Here is a 26,389-nt window from a genome sequence, read left to right on the forward strand (position 1 = left end):
GCCTTAGCGCTTGACCTGGAACGTATGTTCGATGCCCGGGAAGCTGCGCGCCTTCACCTCCGCCGCATATTCCTCGGCCGCCTTGGAAATCGCCGGAGCCAGCTCGGCGAAATGCTTGACGAAGCGCGGCTTGAAGTCGTTGAACAGGCCGAGCATGTCGTCGGAGACGAGGATCTGGCCATCACAGGCCGGCGACGCGCCGATGCCGATCGTCGGCGAACGCAACTCGCCGGTGATTTCACGGGCAACCGGCTCGACCGTGCCTTCAACGACGATCGCAAACGCACCGGCATCATCGATCGCCTTGGCGTCGCGGCGGATCTTCGCCACTTCCTTCTCGTTGCGGCCGACCGAGCGATAGCCGCCGGTGGTGTTGACGAGCTGCGGCATCAACCCGACATGACCGAGGACCGGAATGCCGCGGCTGACGAGGAAATCGACGGTCTCGGCCATCTCGGCGCCACCTTCGAGCTTCACCGCGCTACAGCCGGTTTCCTTCAGGATGCGGGCGGCACTGCGGAAGGCCTGTTCCTTGGATTCCTGATAGGAGCCGAACGGCAGGTCGATGACGATGCAGGAGCGCTCCGAACCGCGCATGACCGCCTGGCCATGGGCGATCATCATGTCGAGCGTGACGCCGACGGTGGTGTCGAGACCGTAGAGCACCATGCCGAGCGAATCGCCGACCAGCAGGAAATCGACATGCGGATCGAGCAGCCGGGCGATCGGCGTCGTATAGGCCGTCAGGCTGACGATCGGGCGTTCGCCCTTCAGCGCTTCGATGCTGGCGGGGCTCAGGCGGCGTTTCGAGGACTGTACGCTCATTCTCAGGCAACCTTTGCAAAACGTGCGGATTTGGACGCAATCACGCGGTTATCGAGCAGCTTCGTCGTGCCGAAGCGGACGAAGAGCAACAGGAGGACCGGCTTTTTGCCGACCTCGTGAATGGTTTCGAGCGTGTCGGGGTCGCGCAGCGCCACGACTTCGGGCCGTGCGAGCGGCTCGGTCGAGAGAAATGCGGTAACCGCCTTTTCCACCTCGGCAGCGTCGGTGATGCCGGACGCCACCAGCCGTTCGGCCTCGGCAAGCGCCTTCGGCACGATGGCCGCCGCCCGGCGTTCTTCTGCCGTCAGATAGACATTGCGCGACGAACAGGCGAGTCCGTCGGCCTCGCGCACCGTCGGAACGCCGACGACGGAAACCGGCTGAGCGAGATCTTCGACCATGCGGCGAATGATCTGCAGCTGCTGGAAATCCTTCTCGCCGAAATAGGCTCGATCCGGCTGAACGATGTTGAACAGCTTGGTGACGACGGTGGAAACGCCGGCAAAGTGGCCAGGACGCACCGAGCCTTCGAGCTCGGAACCGAGCTTCGGCACGTCGACGACCGTTTCCATCGGGCGCGGATACATGTCGGACACGTCAGGCGAAAACAGGAAGTCGACGCCGCCCTGCTCCAGCATCGCCTGGTCGCGTGCGAGATCACGCGGATACTTGCTGAGATCTTCGTTGGGGCCGAACTGCAGCGGATTGACGAAGATGCTGGCAACCACGACATCGTTGTCTTCACGCGCGCGTCGCACAAGTTCCATATGGCCGACATGAAGATAGCCCATGGTCGGCACGAGCCCGACCGTTCGGCCTGCACGGCGGTGCTCGGAAAGGGCTGCGCGCAGCTCGGCAATGGTGGTGATGGTCTTCAAATCCGGACCCTCCAATCCGCGAAGGCGCCGATCGCGCCCCGCCCCGCGGCATATGGCGCTTGGCCCGCTCCGCGAAAAGGCAATTGCACAAAATTTGGCTGCAAACCTCTATCTTGTGCAGCGCAAAAAGACAAACGGAAATGGTGCCGCTGCGAATGGGAACAACCCGGTCATCGACGTCGCACCGGCCAGACGCAAAAGTGCGGTATCGGTCCGATGAACTTGCGCCCCCTTGGCACGCTGAGGCTCACTGAGCCGGAGACGCTGGCACCCGCCAAGGTGGATCGAGCCTGTTGGTTCCGGCGAAATAGAGCACAATACGGTTGCCGGCGGGATCAAAAACTTCGGCTTCCCGCCAGAGCCAGCTTTTGTCAGCAGGGCTGCTGGCAAACAGGATGCCGGCCTCGATCAGCCGGCTGACGGTCAGATCCAGATCATCGCACTCGAAATAGACGGTGGTCCCACCCGCCGTCGCCTCGCCCTGATGCAGCGAAAATGAACTGCCTCCGTCAGGGCAGACGAAGCGCACATAATGCGGCCTTGCATCGACGATCGGCTCCAGGCCGAGTTTCCGGTAGAATACCCACCCGGCATCGAGATCGGGCATCGTCACCGTCACTTGGTTCAAGCGCATGATGTTTCCTCATGTCAAAGGCCCGCGGCCCGGTTCCTCCTGTCTCGCAGCACCCCTCAGCAGGGTCTGGAGACTACGGAACATCGGTCAGAAACATTCGCGGTGCAAATGATAAGCGCCCTGCCGGAAACCGTTGGTCCGAAGGGCGGCAAAGCCGGCAAAGTTCAGTGTGTCGCGCCGAAAAAATCGGCGCGACACACCCGCGGGATTGGGCAGAGATCGGCTCCGGGGCCCCCTAGCCGAACTTGACGAGGTTGAGCGCCGGTAGCGGCCCACCGGGAAACTGCGCGAGCTTGGCCCCGACCGCAAGCGACCCGAGATCGATGCCGAAGAAGCCGAGCCGGTCGATCAGTCGGGCAACGTCGGCCTTTGCGCTCTGGTCGTCACCGGAGAAAAACAGCACGCGGCTGCCGCCTTCTGCCTCCGGATCACCCGAGAGGAGCTGTGCCAGCAGATGGTTGAAGGCCTTGACGACGCGGGCGCGGGGGACGAGGTCGGCGAAGATCTCGCTCGACAATCGGCCGTCAAGCTCGGCCGGCTTGAACAGCGGCGCCTCGATCGGGTTGTTGGCGTCGATGGCGATGCGACCGTTCCAGGCTGGCAGGCCGGCAAGTGCCTTCGGCAATTTCGACCAGTTGACGGCAACGAGCACGATGTCGGCGCTTGCCGCTTCCTCCCGCGTGCCGGCGGTGATGAAGGGCGAAAGTTCATCTGTCAGCGCCTTCAGGCTTTCCGGCCCGCGGCTGTTGGCGATGGTTGCAGGGATCGACGCTTTGGCGAGCGCCCGGGCGAAGGCCGACCCGATATTGCCGGATCCGATAATACCGATGGACATGGACATTCTCCTTGGTACGCGCCGCTGGTAGCAGCCGATTTCTTGGGGCTGCGGCGACGCTGATCAGGGTTGAGGAGTGTTGACGGGGCGCCGACCGGCACACCCGTTTCTCATCGACGTGGACCGGTCAGGCGGTAAAGCCGCCGTCGGCAACGATGTCGGCGCCGGTGACGAAGGCAGCCTCCGGGCTTGCCAGATAAGAGACGACGCTGGCGATCTCCTCCGGCTTGCCATAGCGCCCGATCGCCATGCCGGGACCGACGATCTTGGAGACGGGTCCGCCGTCCGGGTTCATGTCGGTATCGGTCGGCCCCGGATGCACCGTGTTGACGGTGATGCCGCGAGGGCCGAGATCGCGCACCAGGCTGCGGTTGAAGCCGGCGACCGCACCCTTGGTCAGCGTGTAGAGCGAGGCGGTTGGAAAGGCGGCGTAACGCACCATCGACGAGCCGATATGAATGACGCGGCCACCCGGCTTCATCCGGCGCACGGCCTCCGGCGTGGCGACGAAGACGCCGGTGACGTTGACGGCGATCATGCGGTTGTAATCGGCGTCGCTGATCTCGTCGATCGGACCGCCCAGCGCAATGCCGGCGTTGTTGACGAGGATATCGACGCCTCCGAGCGTCTTTGCCACCTCGTTGACAGCGGCGCGCACCGCACCGGCATCGCCGGCATCCGCCCTGATGGCAAGCGCATGGCCGCCCGCAGCCTCGATCTCCGAGACCACCGCGGCCGCCTTTTCCGGCGAACCGTGATAGGTGATGGCGACGGCCGCACCGTCGGTTGCGAGGCGCTTTGCGACGGCGGCGCCGATCGAGCGCGAACCTCCCGTCACCAACGCCACCTTGCCTTCCAGCGTCTTTCTATTCTCGGTCATGACATCAACTCCTTCAGTGTTTCGATGGAGTGGATATTGCCATTTCATTCCGCCAGCATAAGCTGGCAATCGCTTTCATCATCTTCAACGATTGCTTGAGTATTCGACCATGGAAACCCTTGCCAATCTCGAATCCTTCGTGCGCAGCGCCGAACTCGGCGGCTTTTCCGGCGCGGCGCGAAAATTGGCGCTGACGCCGGCGGCGGTCAGCCGCAACGTCGCGATGCTGGAGCGGAACCTAGGCGTTCGCCTGTTTCATCGATCGACGCGTAAGTTGACGTTGACCGAGGAAGGCGAGCGCTTCCTCGCTTCCATCCGTGACAATCTCGAGGGCCTGCAAAACGCGATCGCTGGCATGTCGGCCGAAGGCGGCGCACCCGCGGGCCTGCTCAAGGTCAGCCTCAGCCCTACCTTCGGCATCGATCACATCCTGCCGCTGGTGCCGGCGTTCCTGGAGAGATATCCGGCTGTCCGCCTCGACTGGCAATTCGATAACCGGCAGGTGGATCTGGTAGCCGAAGGTTTCGACGCGGCGATCGGCGGCGGCTTCGAGCTTTCGCCCGGCATCATCGCGCGGCCGATCGCACCGGCGCACATCATCGCGGTCGCCTCGCCCGCCTACCTGAAGAAACATCCTTTTCCGCTGGACCCTTCGGGGCTCGCCGACCTTGATGGCATCGTCATGCGTGCCAGCGGCACCGGACGCATCCGCCACTGGACGATGCGCAACGTGAGCGGCGATGAAATGAGCGCCACGCCGCGCGAAACCCTCGTCGTCAACGACCCGACCGCCATGTGCCGGGCGGCCCTCATCGGCCTCGGCGTGACCCTGATCGCCGTTCCCGATGTGCTCGGCCACCTCGAAAGCGGCGCCCTCGTGCGGCTCGTTCCCAAATGGTATGCCGATGCAGGCCCGATCTCGATCTACTACGGCAGCCGGACGCTGTTGCCGGCAAAGACCCGTGTCTTCGTCGACTTCATCGCCGAGCATTTCAAACGCCACCGCCTCGCCGAGCGCTTTGCCGGCAGCCTTGGGTGAGCCAGGAATTCTTGAAAACCGCTGATTGCGCACCACCTCAGCACGGACACATCGCATTCCTCAAAAAAATGTCTGACCGGCTGTCGGCTGCGTGTCCAGCCGTTCGTCCTAGTAATGTCCAACCAAGAAAATCCCTTATGAGGAGCATTCCATGCGCATGATTTTTGTGAACCTGCCCGTCAAGGACCTGAAGGCGTCGCGGAGCTTTTTCGCGGCACTCGGCTATACCTTCAACGAGCAGTTCTCCGACGACACGGCCGCCTGCACGGTGATCTCGGACAATATCTTCGTCATGCTTTTGACCGAACCGAAGTTCCGCAATTTCATCACCGGCGAGATCAGCGACACGTCAAAGGGCACGGAAGTCATCACGGCGCTGTCAGCTTCAAGCCGTGCCGAATGCGACGACCTGCTCGCCAAGGCGCTCGCCGCCGGCGCCAAGCCCTGGAAGCCGGCCATCGATTACGGCTTCATGTACGGCATCAGTTTCCAGGATCTGGATGGCCACGTCTGGGAATACATGTGGATGGATATGGCAGCCCAGCAGCAGGCCTCCTGATCTGACGCGATGCCCCTGCCTTGCGCCCGCCGCTTTCAGCGGCGGGCGTTTTTGTGTGATCGAATGGCCGCAGCACCGGCCGAAGCCGTCGCTCGGCGGCCATTTCTGGAAGAAGTTGCACCGGAAATCCGATAGTTGGGGAGCGGATACGAATGGCAAGCGAATGATAGCCACCGCTTGCAAGCATGTAGAAAGAGGAAGCCCCATGTCCACGACTGTCGAAGCCAAGCATTGGTCCAAGGTCGAGCTTTTGCACGAGACCGTGCGCAACCCGAACATCCACGTGCGCGGCACCAACAGCTACTATAGCAACGCCTGGACGGGCTCTTTCGAAGAGAGCGTCGTTCGCTACCTCTATGGCGACGACTACAGCCTGAAGGCCTGGGAGCCGCAATGGCCGATCGACCAGTTGCGCATCGGCGACTACGTCGCGATCGGGGCCGAGGCCGTGATCCTGATGGGCGGCAACCACACCCACCGGACCGATTGGGTGAGCCTCTATCCCTTCCTCGACGTCATCGGCGAAGCCTATATCGGCAAGGGCGACACCGTCATCGGCGATGGCGCCTGGATCGGCATGCGTGCCATGATCATGCCGGGCGTCACGCTGGGCGAAGGTGCCGTCATCGCATCCGGCGCAATCGTCACCAAGGATGTGGCGCCCTATACCATTGTTGCCGGCAATCCGGCCCGGCCGGTGCGCCAGCGCTTTTCCGAAACCGACGTCGAGACGGTGCTCGGTCTCGGCATCTACCAATGGGAGAGGGCGAAATTCGAAGCGCTACGGCGCTTTATCTGCGCCGACGACATTTCCGCGCTGAAAGCCGCATCAGAAGCCTACGATCGAGAGCAGGCGTAACCACGACGCCTGCCGGTCGCGCCTGATCGGCAGGCATCAGAGCGTTTCCAGTCTGAACGACCCCGCGGAAACGCTCTATCTCCTTGTTTTACGCATGTCTTGACGAAAAGCCGCTTCGCACTTTTCCTGGAAATGCATCAGCCCGCGATCAGCGCCAGCCACTCGTCCTCGTCCATCGTCTGCACGCCCAGCTCGCGGGCCTTGTCGAGCTTGGAGCCCGCGCCCGGACCGGCGACGACGATATCGGTCTTCTTCGACACAGAACCTGCCACCTTGGCGCCGAGGCTTTCTGCCCTCGCCTTGGCCTCGTCGCGCGTCATCTTTTCGAGCGAACCGGTAAAGACGACGGTCTTGCCGGCGACCGGGCTGTCACTGGCAACCGGCTTTTCCGCGTCTTCAGGCGTGACCTCCGCAAGCAGCCGCGTCACCACTTCGAGATTGCGCGGCTCCTTGTAGAATTCGACGATGGCGCGCGCGACCACTTCGCCGATCCCGTCGATGCTGTTGAGCTCGTTCCAGGCATCGCCGGTAAAGCTGCCGGCCTCGCCCATGGCCGCACCGAAGGTCGCATAAGTGCCGTAGGAGCGCGCCAGCAGCTTGGCCGTGGTCTCGCCGACATGACGGATGCCGAGCGCATAGATGAAGCGGTTGAGCGCGATCGAGCGCCGCGTATTGATCGCATCATAGAGCTTGCGCACGCTGACACGGCCGAAGCCGTCGATATTCTCGAGCTTCGTCAGCGATGCCTCCTGGCGCTTCTCCAGCGTGAAGATATCGGCGGCCGTGCGGATCGACAGCGTCGGATCCTCGCTTTCGAAGAAAAACTCGATCTGCTTGGAACCGAGACCCTCGATGTCATAGGCATTGCGCGAGACGAAATGCTTCAAATGCTCGACCGCCTGCGCCCGGCAGACGAAGCCGCCGGTGCAGCGGCGCACCGCATCAACCTTGCCGGATTTCTCGTTGATGTCGCGCACCGCATGGCTGCCGCAGACGGGGCATGTCGTTGGAAAACGATAGGGTTCGTTCCCCTCCTTGCGCTCGTCCATGACAACATCGACGATCTGCGGGATGACGTCGCCGGCGCGCTGGACGATGACCATGTCGCCGATGCGGATGTCGCGGCCCTCGCGGATCGGCTCGCCTGAGTTGCCGAGCCCCTTGATGTAATCCTCGTTGTGCAGTGTGGCGTTGGTGACGACGACGCCGCCGACGGTGATCGGCTCCAGCCGTGCGACCGGCGTCAGCGCGCCGGTGCGGCCCACCTGGATGTCGATGGCCGTCAGCCGCGTAAACGCCTGCTCGGCCGGGAATTTGTGCGCCGTCGCCCAACGCGGCGAGCGCGAGCGGAAGCCGAGGCGGGCCTGCAGGTCGAGACTGTCGACCTTGTAGACCACGCCGTCGATATCGTAATCGAGATCCGGGCGCTCGCGCTCGATGTGATGGTAGTGCGCGAGCAGTTCGTCGGCGGACGAGATCCGCTGCATCAGCGGGTTAACCGGGAAGCCCCAGGCCTTGAACGCTTCCACCATGCCGAACTGGGTATCGGCCGGCATTTCCGACATCTCGCCCCAGGCATAGGCAAAGAAGCGCAGCTTGCGGCTGGCCGTCACCTTGGCGTCGAGCTGGCGCAGCGAGCCTGACGCGGTGTTGCGCGGATTGACGTAGAGCGGCTTGCCGAGTGCTGCCATCTCGGCGTTGAGGGCGGCGAAGTCCGATTTCCCCATGTAGATTTCACCGCGCACCTCGACAATCTCAGGTGCGCCAGCCGGCAGCGTCTGCGGGATCATGCCGATGGTGCGGATATTGGCGGTGACGTTTTCACCTGTCGTGCCGTCGCCGCGCGTCGCCGCCGTCACCAGCTTCCGGTTTTCGTAGCGCAGCGACATCGAGAGACCGTCGATCTTGGGCTCGGCGGTAAAAGCGATCGAGTTGTCGGGCAGCTGACCGAGGAAGCGGTAGACGGAAGCGACAAAATCGCGAGCGTCTTCGTCGGAAAACGTGTTGTCGAGCGACAGCATCGGCCGGGCGTGGACGACCGGCTGGAACGTGACCGAGGGGGCCGCCCCCACCTTCTTCGACGGGCTGTCCTCGCGAATGAGTGTCGGGAACCGCGCCTCGATCGCGTCGTTGCGCCGTTTCAGCGCGTCATAGTCCGCGTCCGTGATCTCCGGCGCGTCGTTGCCGTGATAGAGCGCATCGTGACGGGCGAGCTCGGAGGCGAGAAAAGCCAGCTCCCCGGCAGCTTCCGTTTCGGTGAGGTTCTCGACGGGTTTCAGTTCACTGGACATGCGCGACGACTCCGGATTGGGAGTCGTTTTTTAGAGCAACTGCCGGGAAAGAAAAGAGCGACCGCGAGCAAGCTCCCCTGATCATCCGGCGGAAACGACACTCGGTGCGACATCGGCGCAGCGGCGGATCTCCAGTTCGCACCAACGTTCGTATCGCTTCTGGTAGCGGGCGCGTATCACCTCCAGATCCTGCCGGTGAATGCCGCGTCGGGTGTAGATCCATTTGCCTTCGGCAAGGCCTCGCATGACACGACCGACCGGCTCCAGCCCGAACATCTTCAGGATGGCGGCGCCGCCCTTGTCCCAGCCGATGCCGTAGAGGTCGATACCTTCAGGCGGAAACTCCTGGTACTCTAGGATCGCCGACACCGTCGCCCAGACAAGAATGCCGTTTTGCCGTCGGCGTTCGCTGCGCATGGAATCAAGCAGGTAGCTCAGATTAAGGATGGTGGCGAGATAGACCACCTTGGCCTTGCGCGCTTTCGGATGGGCGAGCAGCCCGTTGGCAAGCAGATCGTCGAAGCCGTAGTCGCCTTGCAGGAACAGCTTGAAGTGGTTCTTCTCGAAGACGTAATAGTCGGTGAAACCGAAGATATGGTCGTCCGAATCCTGCAGGCAGATCAGGCTGTAGGGATCGGAGAAGAAGGCCTTCATATCCTCCTCCGGATCGATCGCGTCGCTCTGGAAGACATCCTGCGCCTTGCGGATCACATCATAGGCAACCGCGGTCGAAGGCGGGATACGAACCAGATACGGACGCTCGTCCTCCATGCTGGAACGCAGAAGGCCGGGCGACTCGATCCAGCCATCGCTTTCCTCCGGCAATTCGATGCTGCGCAGACCTGAAAGCCGCGCGACCACAAAAGGAAGGACCGCGGTCGCGCCGACCACTGTCAGGATACCAAGCGCTCCGAGCTGTTTGTCCGCTTCCTTTATCGTCAGGATGTAACCGACGAAGGCGAGCGAATAGATCACGATCAGCTCTGGATGCTTGCGCATCTGCTCCAGCCGAAGCTGAAGTCGCTGCTGTAGTCTCTCCCACATGCGCTATGCCGCCCGCCAATCCGCCAAAGACGAATAAAAACACGGACGCGGAGGGCCCGGCAACCTGGCGAGAAGACGTAGGAGTCCTAACCATTGCCGGACAGCAACCTTGCGGCAGCCGCCCTCGCCTCTTCGGTGATCGAGGCGCCGGCGAGCATGCGGGCGATTTCCTCCGTGCGGGCCTTGTCGTCCATGCGGGCGACGCGGGTCGAGATCATCTCGGCCTTCTCGGCCGATGGCCCCTTGGAGATCAGGAGATGTGTTGCCGCGCGTGCGGCCACCTGCGGCGCGTGGGTGACGGAAAGCACCTGCACCGTGCCGGAAAGCCGCTTCAGCCGCTGGCCGATCGCATCGGCAACCGCGCCACCGACGCCGGTATCGATTTCGTCGAAGACGAGTGTCGGCGCCGAGCCGCGGTCGGCAAGCGCCACCTTCAGCGCCAGCAGGAAGCGCGAAAGCTCGCCCCCGGACGCCACCTTCATGATCGGTCCCGGCCGGGTGCCCGGATTGGTCTGGACATGGAATTCGACGAGATCGATTCCGTCTGCGGTCGGCTGCGCGGCGTCGCTCTGCACTTCCACCATGAAGCGGGCGCGCTCGAGCTTCAGTGCCGGCAGCTCGGCCATGACGGCGGCCGACAGCGCCGACGCGGTGCTTTGGCGCTTGTCGGACAGCGTGCGCGCGGCAGCGTCGAAGGCCACCCGTGCAGCGCCCACCTGCGCATCGAGCTGCTTCAGTTTCTCTTCACCGGCGTCGAGGTCGGCGAGATCGGAAATCATCCGGACGGCCAGTGCAGGAAGCTCGGCAACCGGCACGGAATATTTGCGGCTGGCGCCACGGAGCGCAAACAGGCGTTCTTCCACCCGCTCCAGCTCCTTCGGATCGAATTCGGTGTTGCGCAACGCCCGCTCGACGGCCATCTGCGCGTCGGAAAGCTGGTTGAGCGCGCCGTCGAGCAGCTCGACGGTTTCTTCGAGCAGGCCGGGCGCCTCATGGCTCTTGCGCTCGAGCCGGCGCACGAGCGAGGCGATCAGCGGAACCGGCGAGCCATTGCCGTTCAGGAATTCGGACGCTTCGTTGATGTCGCCGGCAATGCGCTCGGACTTCATCATCCGGGCGCGCTTTTCGGCGAGCTCATCCTCTTCACCGTCGCGCGGATTGAGTTTTTCCAGTTCTTCGACCGAAGAGCGCAGATAGTCGGCCTCGCGGGCCGCTGCCTCGACGCGCTCGCGGTGTTTCTTCAGCCCACGCTCGGCGTCCTTCCAGGCACGATAGAGACCGGAAACCTGTTCGGCCTCGTCGGTCGTGCCGCCGAAGGCGTCGAGCAGCGTGCGGTGGGCGTCGATATCGACCAGCGCCCGGTCGTCATGCTGTCCGTGGATTTCGACCAGCGTCTGGCCGAGCTGCCGCATCAGCTGCACGCTGACCGGTTGGTCGTTGACGAAAGCTTTTGTGCGGCCATCGGCCGACTGCACCCGACGGAAGATCAGGTCGCCGTCATCGTCGATGCCATTGTCGCGCAGCATCAGCCGCGCCGAGTGCCCCATCGGCACGTCGAACACCGCCGTCACCTGCCCCTTGTCGGAACCATGACGCACCAGCGAGCCGTCGCCGCGCCCGCCAAGGGCGAGCGACAGACTGTCGAGAAGAATGGATTTACCCGCGCCGGTCTCACCGGTCAGCACGGAAAGTCCGGCCTCGAACGCCAGATCAAGCCGTTCAATCAGGACGATATCGCGGATCGAAATCTGGGCGAGCATCCGGGGTCAAATCTTCCGTATCAGGCGCCGATCAGCTTCTTGCCTGCGCGCGCAATCCAGGAACTTCCGCTTTCGCGTGGCTCGAGACCACCCGACTGCAGCAGCTTGAACGAATCACCATACCACTGGCTGTCAGGATAGTTGTGTCCGAGAACGGCGGCAGCGGTCTGCGCTTCGGAGGTCACGCCCATGGCGTAGTAAGCTTCGACCAGACGGGCCAGAGCCTCTTCAACCTGGTTGGTATTGGGATACTGCTCGACGACGGTGCGGAAACGCGACACGGCGGCGAGATATTCCTTGCGCTCGAGATAATAGCGGCCGACCTGCATTTCCTTGCCGGCGAGCTGGTCACGGGCAAAGCGGATCTTCGACTGCGCATCCTCGACATATTGCGAGTCCGGATACCTGTCGACGACGGCCTGCATCGCCTCGATCGCCTTGAACGCCGGCTTCTGATCCTGCGTCACCGCCGGGATCTGCTTGGTATAGGCAAGGCCCTGGATGTACTGCGCGTAGGCAGCATCTTCGGACTGCGGATAGAGGTTGAGGTAGCGACCGGTGGCGTTGATCGCCTCCTGGTACTGACCGTTACGGTAGGAAACGAACGCGTTCATTACCAGCGCCTTGCGGGCGTATTCGGAGAACGGGTGCTGCCTGTCGAGCGCTTCGAACTTGCGCGCCGCCTCGCCGGTCTTGCCGGCATTGAGGTTGGCAAGACCCTGGTTGTACAGCACTTCCGGCGGATCGGTCTCGGCCGTCAGCTTGGTGATGTCGATATCGGGATCGTTCTGGCAGGCGGTAATCAGGGCGCTGCCGGCAACGGCCGCGACAACCACGGCGAACACACGCGCTGACTTCTTCAAATCAACAGAAACTGCAAGAACCATCGGATATTCCCGTTCCATTCTGCGGGCATGGACCCCGCCAGACATGCGCTTTTAGAGCAAGTTGCCTCAAGACCGCAACGTCATGATCGGTGATTCATGCAAATTTGTGGCGGCGCCGACATGAAAATGCCGGCCTTTCGGCCGGCGACTGGAGGAGAGTGTCCTTTTGTTGTTATGCGGACCAGGGCGCGAAGCCCGGAACTGCAACCGCAACCATGTCGCGCGCACGGGTGCGCTGGCGTGGTGTGGCGGTTTCGACAACCTCGTAGGCCGAGGGATCGCTGAGCAGAGCCTTGAGCGCATTTGCGTTCATCTTGTGACCACCGCGGTAGGAACGGTAGCAGCCGATGAACGGCGCGCCGGCAAGCGACAGGTCGCCAACAGCGTCGAGCGTCTTGTGGCGCACGAATTCGTCTGTGTAGCGAAGGCCTTCGACGTTGATGACCGAATTGTCGTCGGAAATCACGACCGAATTTTCGAGCGACGAACCCAGCGCGTAGCCGGCCGCCCAGAGGCGCTCGACGTCGCGCATGAAGCCGAAGGTGCGGGCACGCGACAGTTCGCGCTTGAACACCGAAGGCGTCATGTCGCCCTTCCAGGCCTGGCGTCCGATCAACGGGCAATCGAAATCGATCTCCACCTCGAAGCGCATGCCGTCATAGGGCGTGAACTCCGACCAGGACGCGCCCGATTCGATTCTGACCGGCTTGATCACGCGGATGTAGCGACGCTTGACCGCAAGCGCACGAACGCCGACCTGTTCAATCGCGTCGATAAAGGGTTCTGAGCTGCCGTCCATGATCGGCATCTCGGCGCCGTGAACCTCGATGGTCAGGTTGTCGAGGCCGAGCGCGTAGATGGCCGCCATCACATGCTCGATCGTCGCGATCGAGGTGGCCGGCGACATGCCGAGAACAGTGCAGAGATCGGTATTGCCGACCTGCGACGACACCGCCTTGAACTCGCTCAGGCGACCGTTGGAAAGAACGCGCTGGAAAACGATGCCCGCATCGGCTTCGGCCGGATGGAAGGTGATTTCCACCTCGGCGCCGGAATGAACGCCAATTCCCTTGAGCGTTACCGGGCTAGCAATCGTGGTCTGAAACCCGAGCAATTCGATTCCCATTCTCGTCGTCACTTTCAATACCTATGGCCCCAGGGCCCAAACATCAGGCGGATGCAGCGGTTTTCAGGGCACAAGAAAGGCGCCCGAGAGTTTCGACACAAAGGTCGGAACTCTGCGTTTCGAACAGACAGCGCGTGATCGAATCGCATGCATCCCCAATTCCGAGTCTGAAAATAGAGGTTCTGAGGCACCATTCCAAATCACTGTTCGTTTCGCTTTGTTACGCATTTGCGACGGACGAGGCAGCCAAAGCAACCTATTGAAAAAATGACGGAAATGCAAAAATGCCCGGGCGTTAGCCCGGGCACTCGGCAAGGTGAAGGAACGGGCCTTCAAGATCAGTTCGATTGACGGCGCAGGAACGCCGGGATCTCGAGCTGATCATCTTCGTGCGAGCGCGCCTGCGGTGCGGCGCGACCGTGATCGTCAAGCTGGCCGCGACGCGGCGCATAGAGGCTGGCTTCGGGCGACAGCGGACGGCGCTGCTGGGAAGCGGCAGCCGGCGCACCAGCCGTCATGTCGGCGGAAACGCTGTGGCTTTCCTTTTCGCGCAGGCCGAGCGAGCTGGTGATGCGGTTCAAGAGGCCCATCGGGCCGCGTTCTTCCGGCATCTGCGGCGCCGGCTGGGCGCGCTGGTCCATCTCGGCCTTCACGACCGGCGGGAAGTCTTCGACCTTCGGCATGCGAACCGGCTCGGCCTGCTGGCGGATGACCGGAGCGATCGGCTCCTGGCGCTGAACCGGCTGCGGCTGGACCTGTGCGTGAACAGGCATTTCGACCGGACGCTGAACCGGGGCCGGCTGGCGCATGACAGGAGCGGCCTCTACCGGTGCAGCACCGGCAAAAAGCTTGCTCTGGGGACGGAAGTCCTCATGGGCCTGCTGCATCGGTGCTGGTGCCTGGGTGGCGGCACGGGTCGCGATATCGAGTTCGCGTTCCATTTCCGCTTCGCGGATCGCAAGCGCGATCTGGTCGACGGAGTTCTGCTGCTGCACCGGCTGGGCGACCGGCTGCTGAACCGGAGCGGGCTGGTGGTGGGCAACAGCCGGCTGCTGGGCCGGAATGGCTGCCGACGGGCGGATGATCGGCTTCTGGGCTGCTACCGAACGAAAGTCAGCCGAACGACCGGCTACCTCCGCGGCCGTGCGATCGATGCCGGTCGCAACGACCGATACGCGGATCAGGCCTTCGAGTTCTTCGTCGAATGTGGCGCCGAGGATGATGTTGGCGTCCGGGTCGACTTCTTCGCGGATGCGGGTTGCCGCTTCGTCGAGTTCGAACAGCGTCAGGTCGCGACCGCCGGTGATGGAGATCAGCAGGCCCTGCGCGCCCTTCATCGAGGTTTCGTCGAGCAGCGGGTTGGCGATAGCAGCTTCGGCGGCGGCCATTGCACGGCCCTCGCCCGAGGCTTCGCCGGTGCCCATCATGGCGCGGCCCATTTCACGCATCACCGAGCGGACGTCGGCGAAGTCGAGGTTGATGAGGCCTTCCTTGACCATGAGGTCGGTGATGCAGGCAACGCCCGAATAGAGGACCTGGTCGGCCATCGCGAACGCATCGGCAAACGTCGTGCGGTCATTGGCGATGCGGAAAAGGTTCTGGTTCGGGATAACGATCAGGGTGTCGACCGACTTCTGCAGTTCGGCAATGCCCTGGTCAGCCAGACGCATGCGGCGCTGGCCTTCGAAATGGAACGGCTTGGTGACGACGCCGACGGTCAGGATGCCCTTGTTGCGGGCGGCCTGTGCGACGATCGGGGCTGCACCGGTGCCGGTGCCGCCGCCCATGCCGGCGGTGACGAAGCACATGTGGGTGCCGTGCAGGTGATCGATGATCTCGTCGATGCACTCTTCGGCAGCCGCACGGCCGACTTCCGGCTGCGAGCCGGCGCCAAGACCTTCGGTCACGGCGACACCCATCTGGATGACGCGCTCTGCCTTGGTCATGGTCAGTGCCTGCGCGTCGGTGTTGGCAACGACGAAGTCGACGCCTTCAAGACCCGCGGTGATCATGTTGTTGACGGCATTGCCGCCGCCGCCGCCAACACCAAAGACGGTGATGCGGGGCTTCAGCTCCGTGATATCCGGCTTCTGCAAGTTGATAGTCATAGTACCCGTTCCTTCTGTTTTCTGGCCGCCTTGCCGAGCCGACCAAATCCTTGAAATTCCAAATTTGTCTTCACCGGTGCCGTCCCTGTTCGGCACCAGTGCTACTCAAAAACTTTCCTTCAGCCACTGGCCCATGCGGGCGATGCGGCCGTTGCCGTTGCCGATCGACGAAAACATGCCGCCATGGGTCGCATGTGTTTCGAGGTCGGCGACCTGCGGATAGATCATCAGGCCGACGGCCGTGGAGAACGCCGGTCCCTTGGCAGCAGTCGGCAGCCCGGAAACGCCGAGCGGACGGCCGATGCGAACATTACGTGCGAGGATGCGGCGCGCCGCTTCCGGCAGGCCGGTCAGTTGGCTGGCGCCACCGGTCAGGACGATGCGCTTGCCGACGATCGGGCTGAAGCCCGAGCGCTGGATGCGATCGCGGATGAGTTCCAGCGTTTCCTCGATGCGGGCACGCACGATCCGCGAAACGAGCGCGCGCGGCACATGGGTCGGCTGATCGCGGTCGTCCTCGCCGATCGGCGGGACCGAGACGATGTCGCGCTCGTCGGCGCTGTTCGGAAGTGCCGAACCGTGCACGACCTTCAGCCGCTCGGCGTCTTCGATGCGGGTCGAAAGACCGCGCGCCAGATCCGTCGTCACATGGTGGCCGCCAAGGTTGACCGCGTCCGCATGAACCAGCTTGCCGTCGGCAAAGACCGAGATCGTCGTCGTGCCGCCGCCCATGTCGATCGCGGCACAGCCCAGTTCGACTTCATCGTCGACGAGAGCCGCCAGACCGCTGGCATAGGGCGTCGCGACGATGCCTTCGACCGAGAGATGCGCTCGGTTGACGCAAAGTTCGAGATTCTTCAGCGCGGCCCGCTCGGCCGTCAGCACGTGCATGTCGACGCCCAAAACATCGCCGAACATGGCGAGCGGATCACGGATGCCGCGCTCGCCGTCGAGCGAGAAGCCGGTCGGCAGCGAATGCAGGATGGCGCGGTCGGAGCGCAGCGACTGCTGGCCGGCGGCCGACAGAACGCGCTTCAAGTCGCTGGCGTCCACTTCCTGGCCACCGAGGTCGATGGTCGCGGTATAGACGTCGCTCTGCAGGCGGCCGGCGGAAATGTTGACGATCAGGCTGTCGATGGTGAGGCCGGCCATGCGCTCGGCCGCATCGACGGCGAGCCGCACGACGCTTTCGACCGCATCGAGATCGGCCACGACGCCGTTCTTCACGCCGCGGGATTTCTGGTGGCCGATGCCGATGATCTCGACGCTATGCGTGCGATTGGGCAGGATCTGGCTTTCGGCGCGCGGCGTCAGCCGGCCGATCATGCACACGATCTTGGTCGAACCGATATCCAGCACCGAGACGACATGAGACCGCTTCGAAGAAAGCGGCTTCAGGCGCGGCAGGCCAAAGCTGGAGGAACCGAACAAACTCATATCCGCCCCTCTTTCTTCTTCTCCGTCTCCTGCGCCTTCAACATCTTGTCCCTCGCCTTCAAGGCAACTTCGCGCCGGCTGACCGCACCCGGCGTCAATTGAACTGTGGTCCGATCTTCCAGCCTGAGATCGACGGCTGCGATGTCGCGCTCGAGCAGCTGATGCTGGCTTTCCATGTCGGAGAGAACCTGCATCGCGCGGGCGACATCGTGTTCCGGCAGCTTGACGACGATGCCGTTGTCGAGGCGCAGGTCCCAGCGACGGCCGGCAACGCGCACGAAGGCCTTCACCCGCGAGCGAATTTCAGGCCAGCGGGAAAACTCGTCGTAGAAATCGGCCGCCGCCGTCTCGGCGTCACGACCGACGAACAGCGGAAGCGCCGCAAACTTGTTGTCGCGCAGCGGCGCGATCGCGCTGCCGCTGCGCTCGATCAGCGACAGGTCGGAACCGTGCTGCCAGATGCCGAAGGCCTTGCGCTCGGTGAGCGTCACTTCGATTGTGCTCGGGTAGACCTTGCGGACGGTCACGCCCTGAACCCAGGGCAGTTCGGCGATCAGCTTGCGCGCCTCGATGATGTCGAGCGCCACAAGCGACGTCGTGCCGTCAAGGCCAAGCTGCTGAAGGATATCGATCTCAGACGTCTGCTCGTTGCCAGAGACGCGCACATCCTCGATGGCAAAGCCGGCCGCGGTCGTCGACGCCTGCGCGACGTTCTGTGTGTGACCGCCGAGCGACATGCCGTAAAAACCGGTGGCGGCAAAAAAGGCGATGGCGGCAATCGTGCCGGTGTGGGCGGGAAAGCGGACACGGCCACTACCGAGGCTGACCAGGAAGCGCACGGCCTTGCGAAGCGGACGCGGCAGAACGCGTGCGCCATCCGCCTCGGCGGCAACTGCGCCCAGCGGGTCACGAACTCTCTTGCCCCTTTTGCCCCTTACCGCAAGCACGAAGCGTCCTCCACCATCCACGTCAGAAACTCGCCAAAGCCAAGGCCCGCATGCTGAGCCATTTCAGGCACCAGGGAGGTCGGGGTCATGCCGGGCTGGGTGTTGATTTCCAGCCAGATCAGTTCGCCTTCATCGGAGCCACGGTCGTCGAAGCGAAAGTCGGATCGGCTGACGCCGCGGCAACCAATTGCCTGATGCGCCTTCAATGCGAGTGTTTGTATTTTTTGGTAAATATTTGGTGAAACCTGTGCCGGAATGACGTGTTGCGAGCCACCTTTTACGTATTTGGAATCGTAATCGTAGAAGGCGTGGCCCTGCGGGATGATTTCGGTGACGCCAAGCGCCTTGTCGCCCATGACGCCGCAGGTGAGTTCGCGGCCGGCGACATAACGCTCGACCATGATTCGGTCGCCATAGCGCCACTCGCTGGAGGTCACGACCTGCGGCGGGTGCGACTGATCTTCCTTGACGATCACGACGCCGAAGCTCGAGCCCTCGCAAACCGGCTTGACGACGTAAGGCGGCTTCATCGGATGCTTCGGGCCAAATGCCTTGCGATCCATGACGAGCGCTTCAGCAACCGGAATGCCGGACGCGGCAGCCACATGCTTTGCCTGCGCCTTGTCCATGGCGAGCGCCGAGGCCAGCACGCCGGAATGGGTGTAGGGAATTTCCAGATATTCGAGGATGCCCTGGATCGTGCCGTCTTCGCCGAAGGGGCCATGCAGTGCATTGAAGGCGACGTCGGGGCGCAGCGCGGCAAGCACAGAGGCGACGTCGCGCGCGACGTCTACACGCGTAACGCGGAAACCTTCCGCTTCCAGAGCATCGGCGCACGCAGCCCCGGACGACAGACTAACCGGTCGCTCCGAAGAAAATCCGCCCATAAGGACAGCTACATGCTTGCCGTTCATTCATACCCCCGAAAATACGCCACTATCGCAGCGCTTGCTTGCGTCTGGCTTGTTCCGGCATCGCGAGTCGCCGGTGGCCATTGGGGGCACTAGAGCGGCATTATAGTTAATGAACCGTTTACTTTTATTAACCTTAGTCGGGAAACGATCGGCAGCGGCGCGCGAAAACGCAGTGAATACAACACTTTCCGGCGCGAAATCAGCGACTTGCCGCGACCTGCTTACACAAAACACAAACTACTAAAAAATGAAGGCCCCGCACCAGTTCGATGCGGGGCCTTAGTGATTGGCGGCATTTTCAGCGGAGCGCCAAGCGTCAAACGTGATGGGTGAAGACGCCGAACAGCTCAGATTTGCTGCACGATATTCTTGTCAGGCCAATTTCTCCTTAAGGGAATTATGCGCGAGCGATACCTCGTCTTCACCGACAATCTTCCAGACGATACCGGCGATCGCCGCACCGACGATCGGAGCTAGCCAGAAGAGCCAGAGCTGCGAAAGCGCCCAGTCGCCGACGAACAGTGCCTGCCCCGTCGAGCGGGCCGGATTGACCGACGTATTGGTGACCGGGATCGACACCAGGTGGATCAGGGTCAGCGCCAGGCCGATGGCGATCGGTGCGAAACCTGAGGGCACGCGGCCGTGGGTGGCGCCGAGAATGATGAACAGGAAGAAGAAGGTCATCACCACCTCCATGACCAGCGCCGCAGTCAGCGAATAGCCGCCGGGCGAATGTTCGCCAAAGCCGTTGGCGGCAAAGCCACCGAGCTGGAAGTCCGCCTTGCCGCTGGCAATGACATAAAGGACGGCAGCCGCGACGATCGCACCCGCCACCTGGGCGATGATATAGCCGACCAGGCTGGACGCCGGAAACTTGCCGGCAACGGTCAGGCCAACGGAAACGGCCGGGTTGAAATGCCCGCCTGAAATGCCTCCGACGGCATAGGCCATGGTGAGAACGGTGAGACCGAAAGCGAAGGAGACGCCGAGCAGGCCGATGCCGACCTCAGGAAAGGCAGCTGCCAGCACCGCACTGCCGCAACCGCCGAAAACGAGCCAGAATGTACCGAGAAATTCCGCAGAAAGCTTCTTGAACATGCACTCTCTCCCGAAAACCGAAGCCCATTGCTTCTGTCGGCCAGAGTTTGCCACATTTTGATTCCGGTCAACCCCGGTTGCGGCGGGCCGCCAGCGCGCGCAAAACACGAAATCGGACACGGCACACGCGCTGCAGTGCCTATTTCGGCGGCAACGAATCCCTCCATCCACCGAAGCCATGCAGCCCCGGAATAATGCTGCGTCACCCCAGGGATTCGTTCGCACTTCTTACGAATTCAGGGTTTCATCGTGCGGAAACTTGCGTTACGACGCCCGAACCGCCTCCCAAGACGGCATGACATCCATATCAGGAACGACAACAATGACAGACGCGACACCCTCCCTGTCGCCGAAGGATAGCGCGTTGCAGACGCCGGCAGTGAACTCCCCTGCCCGGGTGCTGTTCGCCAGCCTCGTCGGCACCACCATCGAATTCTTCGACTTCTACGTTTACGCCACCGCAGCCGTGCTGGTCTTCCCGCACCTCTTCTTCCCGACGTCGGACCCGACATCGGCGATGCTGCAGTCCTTCGCCACCTTCTCCATCGCCTTCTTCGCCCGCCCGTTCGGCGCGGTGATCTTCGGCCATTACGGTGACAAGGTCGGCCGCAAGGTGACGCTGGTGGCCGCCTTGATGACCATGGGCATTTCCACCGTCGTCATCGGTCTTCTGCCGACCTATGCCTCGATCGGCGTCGCAGCCCCGCTGCTGCTGGCCCTTTGCCGCTTCGGCCAGGGCCTCGGCCTCGGTGGCGAATGGGGCGGCGCCGTGCTGCTCGCCACCGAGAATGCGCCGGAAGGCAAGCGCACTTGGTATGCCATGTTCCCGCAGCTCGGCGCGCCGATCGGCTTCATCCTGTCGGCCGGCACCTTCCTCATCCTCGGCGAAGTCATGACCGACGAGGCCTTCCTCGCCTGGGGATGGCGCGTGCCCTTCGTTGCCAGCATTCTGCTCGTGATCGTCGGCCTCTATGTCCGCCTGAAAATCACCGAGACACCGGAATTCCAGAAGGCGATCGACAAGCACGAGCGCGTGCAGGTTCCGATCGCGCAGATCTTCCGCTTCCACAAGCGCAGCCTCGTGCTCGGCACCTTCGTGGCGCTCGCCACCTTCGTCCTGTTCTACCTGATGACAGTGTTCTCGCTGTCCTGGGGCACGGCCAAGCTTGGCTACTCGCGTGAGCAGTTCCTCGTGGTGCAGATGACCGGCGTGGTGTTCTTCGGCCTGATGATCCCGGTCTCGGGCATCCTGTCGGACCGCTACGGTCGCCGCCTGGTGCTGATCGTCACCACCATCGCCATCGGCGCCTTCGGCCTCGTCATGGCCCCGCTTTTGGCGGGCGGTCTTGGCGGCGCCTTCCTGTTCTCCATCCTCGGTCTCGGCCTGATGGGGCTCACCTATGGTCCGATCGGCGCAGCCCTTGCCGCCCCGTTCCCAACCTCGGTGCGCTACACCGGCGCGTCGATGACCTTCAACCTCGCCGGTATCTTCGGCGCGTCGCTGGCGCCCTACATCGCCACCTGGCTCGCGACCAACTACAGCCTGGATTATGTCGGCTACTACCTGCTGGCGGCCGCCGCGATCACGCTCGTGTGCCTGGTCCTGTCCACCGAGGAAGAGGTTTCAGCCTGATATTGGATTGGCTGCGACTTCGCAGCCGGCCACGAACAAGAAGAGCCGCAGCGGCAACGCTGCGGCTCTTTGCATTGATCCCGGAGTTTGAGGTGGCCAACCCCTCTCCTCCCGTCATCCTCGGGCTTGACCCGAGGATCCGCGCCCGGACCTCCCTCATAGGGAGTGAAGCCTGGATGCTCGGGTCAAGCCCGAGCATGACGGAGCCTGTGTACCCCTTCTGTTTTGGCCGGGTCGGCTGGCGAAATCTCCGGCAGACGGCCTGATCTCAGCGGACTTCCTACGCCGGATCCGGGAAGCCTCGATCTTCGTCGATGTCTTGACCGTCGTGTCGGCCAGCTCCGTGACCAGCTCGGCCAATAAAGTGACGGCTCACTGTGGTGTCGCAAGGTCAGGATCGTCGCCGCAGTCCCCGGTCATTGCGCAGCTCGAACCGATCTGCCGAGCAGGCTTGGGAAGCCCGGCAATCAGCTCACAGCGGTGCATCGATTCAGCGAAAGTGTTGTCGACCTCCGTACCGTCGAGCATGATCGCGCCGCTTCGGATGGCTGGCTGTGCGCCTTCGGAGATCGACATCGCAATGAGCCTGATGGCAATGTTGGCGTGATGGCATGGCCCCATGGAAACCCCGATTTGCTGCAAGTTGGGGATCGTATCCAGGCTCTCCAAGAAATCACCGTCCTTCATCTCGATCTGTTCGGCCAGCTTCACAAGCCCGGCCTGATCGCCAGATTTCACGAAATCGGCAACCTTGGCTTCGAGACGTTGTGCTTCAGCACCGTCGCCCAGCGAAGCCACGACAGCGCGCAGGCGAACCTCATCCATCGCCATGGCGGGCACAACGAATACGAAATTGGCCAACAGAGCGAGAAAGAGGAACGACCTCACGGGCGACAGTTTTTGCAGGCAACTCACTCGCGCTTTTCTCCTGGGACGTCACTGCTGCACTGGGAATACGGCATTCTTTATCAAAGACCCAGGTGGCAGTCGCTGCCCAATGGTGGCGTTCTCCGATCCACTGTTCTTTCCCTGAGCAGAGTGGTGCAGGTCATACCGCTCGCCAGATAAACAAAAGGCCGCAGCGTCGCCGCTACGGCCCTTCTCAATATGCCTGTTCACTCAACCTCAGGCGATGCCGCGGCCGAGGAATTCCTTGATCTCGTAGCCCGGCATGAAGGTGCCGATGCGCTTGATCTCCCATTCCAGCCGGACGCCGGAATGTTCGAGCACGCGGTTGCGCACGGTCTCGCCGAGATACTCCAGCTCGTAGCCGGTCGCTTGGCCGGTGTTGATCATGAAGTTGCAGTGCAGCGGCGACATCTGCGCGCCGCCGATCATCATGCCGCGGCAACCGGCTTCGTCGATCAGCTTCCAGGCCGAATGTCCCTCAGGGTTCTTGAAGGTCGATCCCCCGGTCTTTTCGCGGATCGGCTGTACGGTTTCGCGGTGCTGGCGCACGGCGTCCATGTCGGTGCGGATCTTGTTCTTGTCCTCGGGATAGCCTTCGAAGATGGCATGCGTGAAGATCAAATCCTTCGCCGCCGAGGAATGACGATAGCCGTAGCCCATATCGGCATTCGACAGCACATGGGCATTACCCTGGCGATCGACCGCATGCACCTCGACGACGCGCTCGCGCGTCTCTGAGCCGTTGGCGCCGGCATTCATGCGCAGAGCGCCGCCGATGGCACCGGGAATGCCGTAGTAGAAGTAGAAGCCGCCGATGCCGTTATCGAGCGCCATCGCCGCGATGTTCTTGTCCGGGCAGATCGCGCCGGCCTTGATGCGGTTCTCGCCGACGAGTTCGAGATCGCCAAAACCCTTGGCCGACAGCCGGATGACCACGCCGGGAATGCCGCCGTCGCGCACCAGCAGGTTGGAGCCGACGCCCATGACCATGACGGGCACGTCCGCCGGAACCAGCTTCAGGAAGGTGACGAGATCGTCGGTGTCGTGCGGCTGGAACATCAGCTCGGCAAGACCGCCGGCGCGGAACCAGGTCACGCGATCCATCGGCGCGTCGGGCGTGATGCGGCCGCGAACGGCGCTGACCCCGCTTCCGAGTGCTTCGAGTAGTTTCTGACCGTTGACCTGTTTCATACTCAATTTCCTGAAATGTCTGCGAGTTCCCGTGGCAATGCGGCAGCCCAGTAGGTGATGCTGCCAGCCCCCAAGAGAACCACAAAATCACCCGGCTGCGCAATCTTGCTGACAACCGGCGCGATTGTTTCGGGGCCGACCACATACCGGGCGTCGCGATGACCGCCCGCCTTGATGCGATTGACAAGCTCTTCGGCGTTGATGCCGTCGATGGCATCTTCACCCGCCGCATAGACAGGCGCGATCAGGATCGTATCGGCGTCGTTGAAGCAGGCGGAAAAATCTTCAAACAGGCTAGCGAGCCGCGAGTAGCGGTGCGGCTGGTGCACGGCGATGATTCGGCCCTGGCACGCCTCGCGCGCGGCCCGCAGCACCGCCTTGATCTCGACCGGATGGTGGCCGTAGTCGTCATAGACGCGCACGCCGTTCCAGTCGCCGGTAAAGGTGAAGCGGCGCTTGACGCCGCCGAAAGAGGCAAGCCCCTTGGCGATCGCTTCCGGGCTGACACCGAGGCGCTGGGCAACCGCGATTGCAGCCGTTGCGTTCGAGACGTTGTGGCGGCCGGGCATCGGCAGGCGCAGATCCTTCATCGTGATCACTTGGCCGGTCCGGCGGCGGCGGATCTCGACGTCGAAGACGGAGGTGGCGCCATCCATGCGGATATTGTGGAAGCGCACGTCGGCTTGCGGGTTTTCGCCGTAGGTGACGACCTTGCGATCCTCGATCTTGCTGACCATGGTCTGCACTTCGGGGTGATCGAGGCAAAGCACGCCGAAGCCGTAGAACGGCACGTTCTCGACGAACTGGCGGAACGCTGCGCGCACGGCGTCGAAATTGCCGTAATGGTCGAGATGCTCCGGGTCGATATTGGTGACGATAGCGACGTCTGCCGGCAGCTTCAGGAACGTGCCGTCGGATTCGTCGGCCTCCACCACCATCCACTCGCCCTCGCCCATGCGGGCATTGGTGCCGTAGGCATTGATGATGCCGCCGTTGATGACCGTCGGGTCGAGGCCGCCGGCATCAAGAAGGGCTGCGACCATCGAGGTCGTCGTCGTCTTGCCGTGCGTGCCGCCGATGGCGATCGCATTGCGGAAGCGCATCAGCTCGGCGAGCATCTCGGCGCGGCGCACGACCGGCAGCAGCTTTTCGCGCGCGGCGATCAGTTCGGGGTTGTCCTTCTTGATCGCCGTCGAAACGACGACGACTTCGGCGTCACCGATGTTCTCGGCCTTGTGACCGACGAACACTTCGATGCCCTTTTCGCGCAGGCGCTGGACATTGGCACTATCGGACTGGTCGGAGCCCTGCACCCGGTGACCGAGATTGTGCAGAACCTCGGCAATGCCGCTCATGCCGATACCGCCGATACCGATAAAATGGACCAGACCGATCGTCTTCGGCATTTTCATGAGCGTTTTTCCTTGAATGTCTCGACTGTCAAACCGCTGGCAATAGCCTCTACCATGCTCGCAAGCAAGCGCGCGGCGTCCGGCTTTCCGGTTTCGCGCGCATGCGCGGCCATCTGCGCCAGCGATTGCGGATTGGCCATGGCATCGGCGAGAATGCCGGCCAGGCGCTCGGCGGTCAGCTCCGCCTGGACGATCACCTTGGCCCCGCCCTTGGCAGCAATGGCCGCCGCATTGGCCGCCTGGTCGTGATCGAGCGCATAGGGATAGGGAACGAGGATCGCCGGCCGGCCGATGACGGCAAGCTCGGAAACCGTCGATGCGCCGGAGCGGCAGATGACGAGCTGGGCATCGGCGATACGCTCGGCCATGTCGGTGAAGAACGGCGAGACGTCGGCGGGAACGCCGAGCTTCTCATAGGTGGCAATGACGCCGTCGCGGTCTTCCGGACGCGCCTGCTGCGTCACCTTCAGCCGCTGGCGAAGTGCGTCGTCGAGACGGCAGATCGCCTGCGGGACGGCCTTCGAAAAATACTGCGCGCCCTGGCTGCCGCCGAAGACGACAAGGTGAAACGGTGCTTCGCCCGCTGAAGCGCCATAGGCAACGTTCGCGGCCTCGAGCACCGCGGGGCGCACCGGATTGCCCGTCGTCACCGTCTTTGCTGCAAAGGCGCCGGTTCCTTCAGGCAGGAAGCCGCCGGCAATCGCCTTGACGCGGGAGGCGAGCGCCTTGTTGGCGCGGCCCATGACAGCGTTCTGCTCGTGGATCATCGACGGCACGCCCATGCCGGTCGCAGCCAGAAGCGGCGGCACGGTCGGGTAGCCCCCGAAGCCGACGACGGCCTTCGGCCGCAGGCGGGCAATCAGCCGGCGCGCGGCGCGCATGCCGGTCCACAGCGTCCACAGCGAGCGCACGACATGGATGGGGTTCTTCGAGCCGATGGTCGCCGACGGTACGACATGCACCTCGTCGGCCGGAAACTTGCCGGCGAAACGTTCCGCCCGGCTGTCCGTCACCAGATGCACCGAATAGCCGTTGGCTTTCAGCTCGTGGGCCAGCGCCTCGGCTGGAAACAGATGGCCGCCGGTTCCCCCGGCGGCAAGAAGGATGATGCCTTTGGTCATAC

At 62.9% G+C, this 26,389-nt stretch carries 23 protein-coding genes; 4 read left to right on the plus strand and 19 right to left on the minus strand.

The annotated features are described in order from the left end of the window. Window positions 1-3: 3 nt before the first annotated feature. From panB to AC07UR_RS12445, 5 genes are all read right to left on the minus strand, one after another. Window positions 4-825, minus strand: a complete 822-nt coding sequence (panB, locus tag AC07UR_RS12425) for a 3-methyl-2-oxobutanoate hydroxymethyltransferase (protein WP_173420586.1) — start codon at window positions 823-825, stop codon at window positions 4-6. A gap of 2 nt (window positions 826-827) precedes the next feature. Continuing rightward, window positions 828-1,703 (minus strand): pantoate--beta-alanine ligase, encoded by an 876-nt coding sequence (gene panC, locus AC07UR_RS12430; protein ID WP_209790723.1) that lies wholly within the window; start codon window positions 1,701-1,703, stop codon window positions 828-830. A gap of 247 nt (window positions 1,704-1,950) precedes the next feature. After that, entirely contained in the window at window positions 1,951-2,337 is a 387-nt protein-coding gene (locus AC07UR_RS12435; protein WP_209790722.1) for a VOC family protein, read from the minus strand. A 235-nt stretch (window positions 2,338-2,572) separates the two neighbouring features. After that, entirely contained in the window at window positions 2,573-3,172 is a 600-nt protein-coding gene (locus AC07UR_RS12440) for an NADPH-dependent F420 reductase (protein ID WP_209790721.1), read from the minus strand. Between the two features lie 127 nt (window positions 3,173-3,299). Beyond that, window positions 3,300-4,052: a 3-oxoacyl-ACP reductase family protein gene (locus tag AC07UR_RS12445; RefSeq protein ID WP_209790720.1), complete on the minus strand. Its 753-nt coding sequence runs from the start codon at window positions 4,050-4,052 to the stop codon at window positions 3,300-3,302. Between the two features lie 109 nt (window positions 4,053-4,161). On the opposite strand from AC07UR_RS12445, the gene AC07UR_RS12450 reads away from it, so the two are divergent. From AC07UR_RS12450 to AC07UR_RS12460, 3 genes are all read left to right on the plus strand, one after another. Continuing rightward, the gene (locus AC07UR_RS12450; protein ID WP_209790719.1) at window positions 4,162-5,091 is read left to right on the plus strand and encodes a LysR family transcriptional regulator; all 930 of its coding nucleotides are present in this window, start codon (window positions 4,162-4,164) and stop codon (window positions 5,089-5,091) included. A 151-nt stretch (window positions 5,092-5,242) separates the two neighbouring features. Then, window positions 5,243-5,650: a VOC family protein gene (locus AC07UR_RS12455; RefSeq protein ID WP_173420592.1), complete on the plus strand. Its 408-nt coding sequence runs from the start codon at window positions 5,243-5,245 to the stop codon at window positions 5,648-5,650. Between the two features lie 205 nt (window positions 5,651-5,855). After that, window positions 5,856-6,509: a CatB-related O-acetyltransferase gene (locus tag AC07UR_RS12460; protein ID WP_209790718.1), complete on the plus strand. Its 654-nt coding sequence runs from the start codon at window positions 5,856-5,858 to the stop codon at window positions 6,507-6,509. A gap of 137 nt (window positions 6,510-6,646) precedes the next feature. Here AC07UR_RS12460 and ligA read toward each other — a convergent pair whose 3' ends face one another. The 10 genes from ligA to aqpZ all read right to left on the minus strand — a co-directional run bounded on the left by ligA (window position 6,647) and on the right by aqpZ (window position 20,121). Further along, window positions 6,647-8,800 (minus strand): NAD-dependent DNA ligase LigA, encoded by a 2,154-nt coding sequence (gene ligA, locus AC07UR_RS12465; RefSeq protein WP_209790717.1) that lies wholly within the window; start codon window positions 8,798-8,800, stop codon window positions 6,647-6,649. An 81-nt stretch (window positions 8,801-8,881) separates the two neighbouring features. Then, window positions 8,882-9,844, minus strand: a complete 963-nt coding sequence (locus AC07UR_RS12470) for a hypothetical protein (RefSeq protein WP_209790716.1) — start codon at window positions 9,842-9,844, stop codon at window positions 8,882-8,884. A gap of 86 nt (window positions 9,845-9,930) precedes the next feature. Further along, window positions 9,931-11,604, minus strand: a complete 1,674-nt coding sequence (gene recN, locus AC07UR_RS12475; RefSeq protein WP_209790715.1) for a DNA repair protein RecN — start codon at window positions 11,602-11,604, stop codon at window positions 9,931-9,933. A gap of 20 nt (window positions 11,605-11,624) precedes the next feature. Further along, window positions 11,625-12,491 (minus strand): outer membrane protein assembly factor BamD, encoded by an 867-nt coding sequence (locus AC07UR_RS12480; RefSeq protein ID WP_173420597.1) that lies wholly within the window; start codon window positions 12,489-12,491, stop codon window positions 11,625-11,627. 172 nt (window positions 12,492-12,663) lie between these two features. Continuing rightward, window positions 12,664-13,617, minus strand: coding sequence for a UDP-3-O-acyl-N-acetylglucosamine deacetylase (lpxC, locus tag AC07UR_RS12485; protein WP_173420598.1), 954 nt, complete (start codon window positions 13,615-13,617; stop codon window positions 12,664-12,666). A 338-nt stretch (window positions 13,618-13,955) separates the two neighbouring features. Then, the gene (gene ftsZ, locus AC07UR_RS12490; protein ID WP_173420599.1) at window positions 13,956-15,725 is read right to left on the minus strand and encodes a cell division protein FtsZ; all 1,770 of its coding nucleotides are present in this window, start codon (window positions 15,723-15,725) and stop codon (window positions 13,956-13,958) included. Window positions 15,726-15,830: 105 nt separating this feature from the next. Continuing rightward, window positions 15,831-17,162, minus strand: coding sequence for a cell division protein FtsA (gene ftsA / locus AC07UR_RS12495; RefSeq protein ID WP_209790714.1), 1,332 nt, complete (start codon window positions 17,160-17,162; stop codon window positions 15,831-15,833). Then, window positions 17,159-18,064: a cell division protein FtsQ gene (ftsQ, locus tag AC07UR_RS12500; protein WP_234941881.1), complete on the minus strand. Its 906-nt coding sequence runs from the start codon at window positions 18,062-18,064 to the stop codon at window positions 17,159-17,161. Before ftsQ ends, ftsA begins: the two co-directional genes overlap by 4 nt. A gap of 32 nt (window positions 18,065-18,096) precedes the next feature. Next, complete coding sequence (locus AC07UR_RS12505; protein WP_209790713.1) at window positions 18,097-19,023, minus strand: D-alanine--D-alanine ligase; 927 nt, start codon at window positions 19,021-19,023, stop codon at window positions 18,097-18,099. Between the two features lie 372 nt (window positions 19,024-19,395). Next, complete coding sequence (gene aqpZ, locus AC07UR_RS12510; protein ID WP_209790712.1) at window positions 19,396-20,121, minus strand: aquaporin Z; 726 nt, start codon at window positions 20,119-20,121, stop codon at window positions 19,396-19,398. A 322-nt stretch (window positions 20,122-20,443) separates the two neighbouring features. Here aqpZ and AC07UR_RS12515 point away from each other — a divergent pair, with 322 nt between their 5' ends. Next, window positions 20,444-21,754 carry an MFS transporter gene (locus AC07UR_RS12515; protein WP_209790711.1) on the plus strand — a complete coding sequence of 437 codons (1,311 nt, stop codon included), beginning with the start codon at window positions 20,444-20,446 and terminating at the stop codon, window positions 21,752-21,754. Window positions 21,755-22,126: 372 nt separating this feature from the next. On the opposite strand, the gene AC07UR_RS12520 is transcribed toward AC07UR_RS12515, so the two are convergent. The 4 genes from AC07UR_RS12520 to murG form a co-directional block, all read right to left on the minus strand. Beyond that, on the minus strand, window positions 22,127-22,585 hold the full coding sequence (locus tag AC07UR_RS12520) for a hypothetical protein (protein ID WP_494700196.1): 459 nt from the start codon (window positions 22,583-22,585) through the stop codon (window positions 22,127-22,129). 294 nt (window positions 22,586-22,879) lie between these two features. Next, the gene (gene murB, locus AC07UR_RS12525; protein ID WP_209790709.1) at window positions 22,880-23,854 is read right to left on the minus strand and encodes a UDP-N-acetylmuramate dehydrogenase; all 975 of its coding nucleotides are present in this window, start codon (window positions 23,852-23,854) and stop codon (window positions 22,880-22,882) included. A gap of 2 nt (window positions 23,855-23,856) precedes the next feature. Continuing rightward, window positions 23,857-25,266: a UDP-N-acetylmuramate--L-alanine ligase gene (gene murC / locus AC07UR_RS12530; RefSeq protein WP_173420607.1), complete on the minus strand. Its 1,410-nt coding sequence runs from the start codon at window positions 25,264-25,266 to the stop codon at window positions 23,857-23,859. Further along, window positions 25,263-26,387 carry an undecaprenyldiphospho-muramoylpentapeptide beta-N-acetylglucosaminyltransferase gene (murG, locus tag AC07UR_RS12535; protein WP_173420608.1) on the minus strand — a complete coding sequence of 375 codons (1,125 nt, stop codon included), beginning with the start codon at window positions 26,385-26,387 and terminating at the stop codon, window positions 25,263-25,265. The genes murC and murG overlap by 4 nt, the downstream gene beginning before the upstream one ends. Window positions 26,388-26,389 lie beyond the last annotated feature (2 nt).

It is taken from the genome of Ensifer sp. GW821-FHT05G01, from assembly GCF_059419585.1.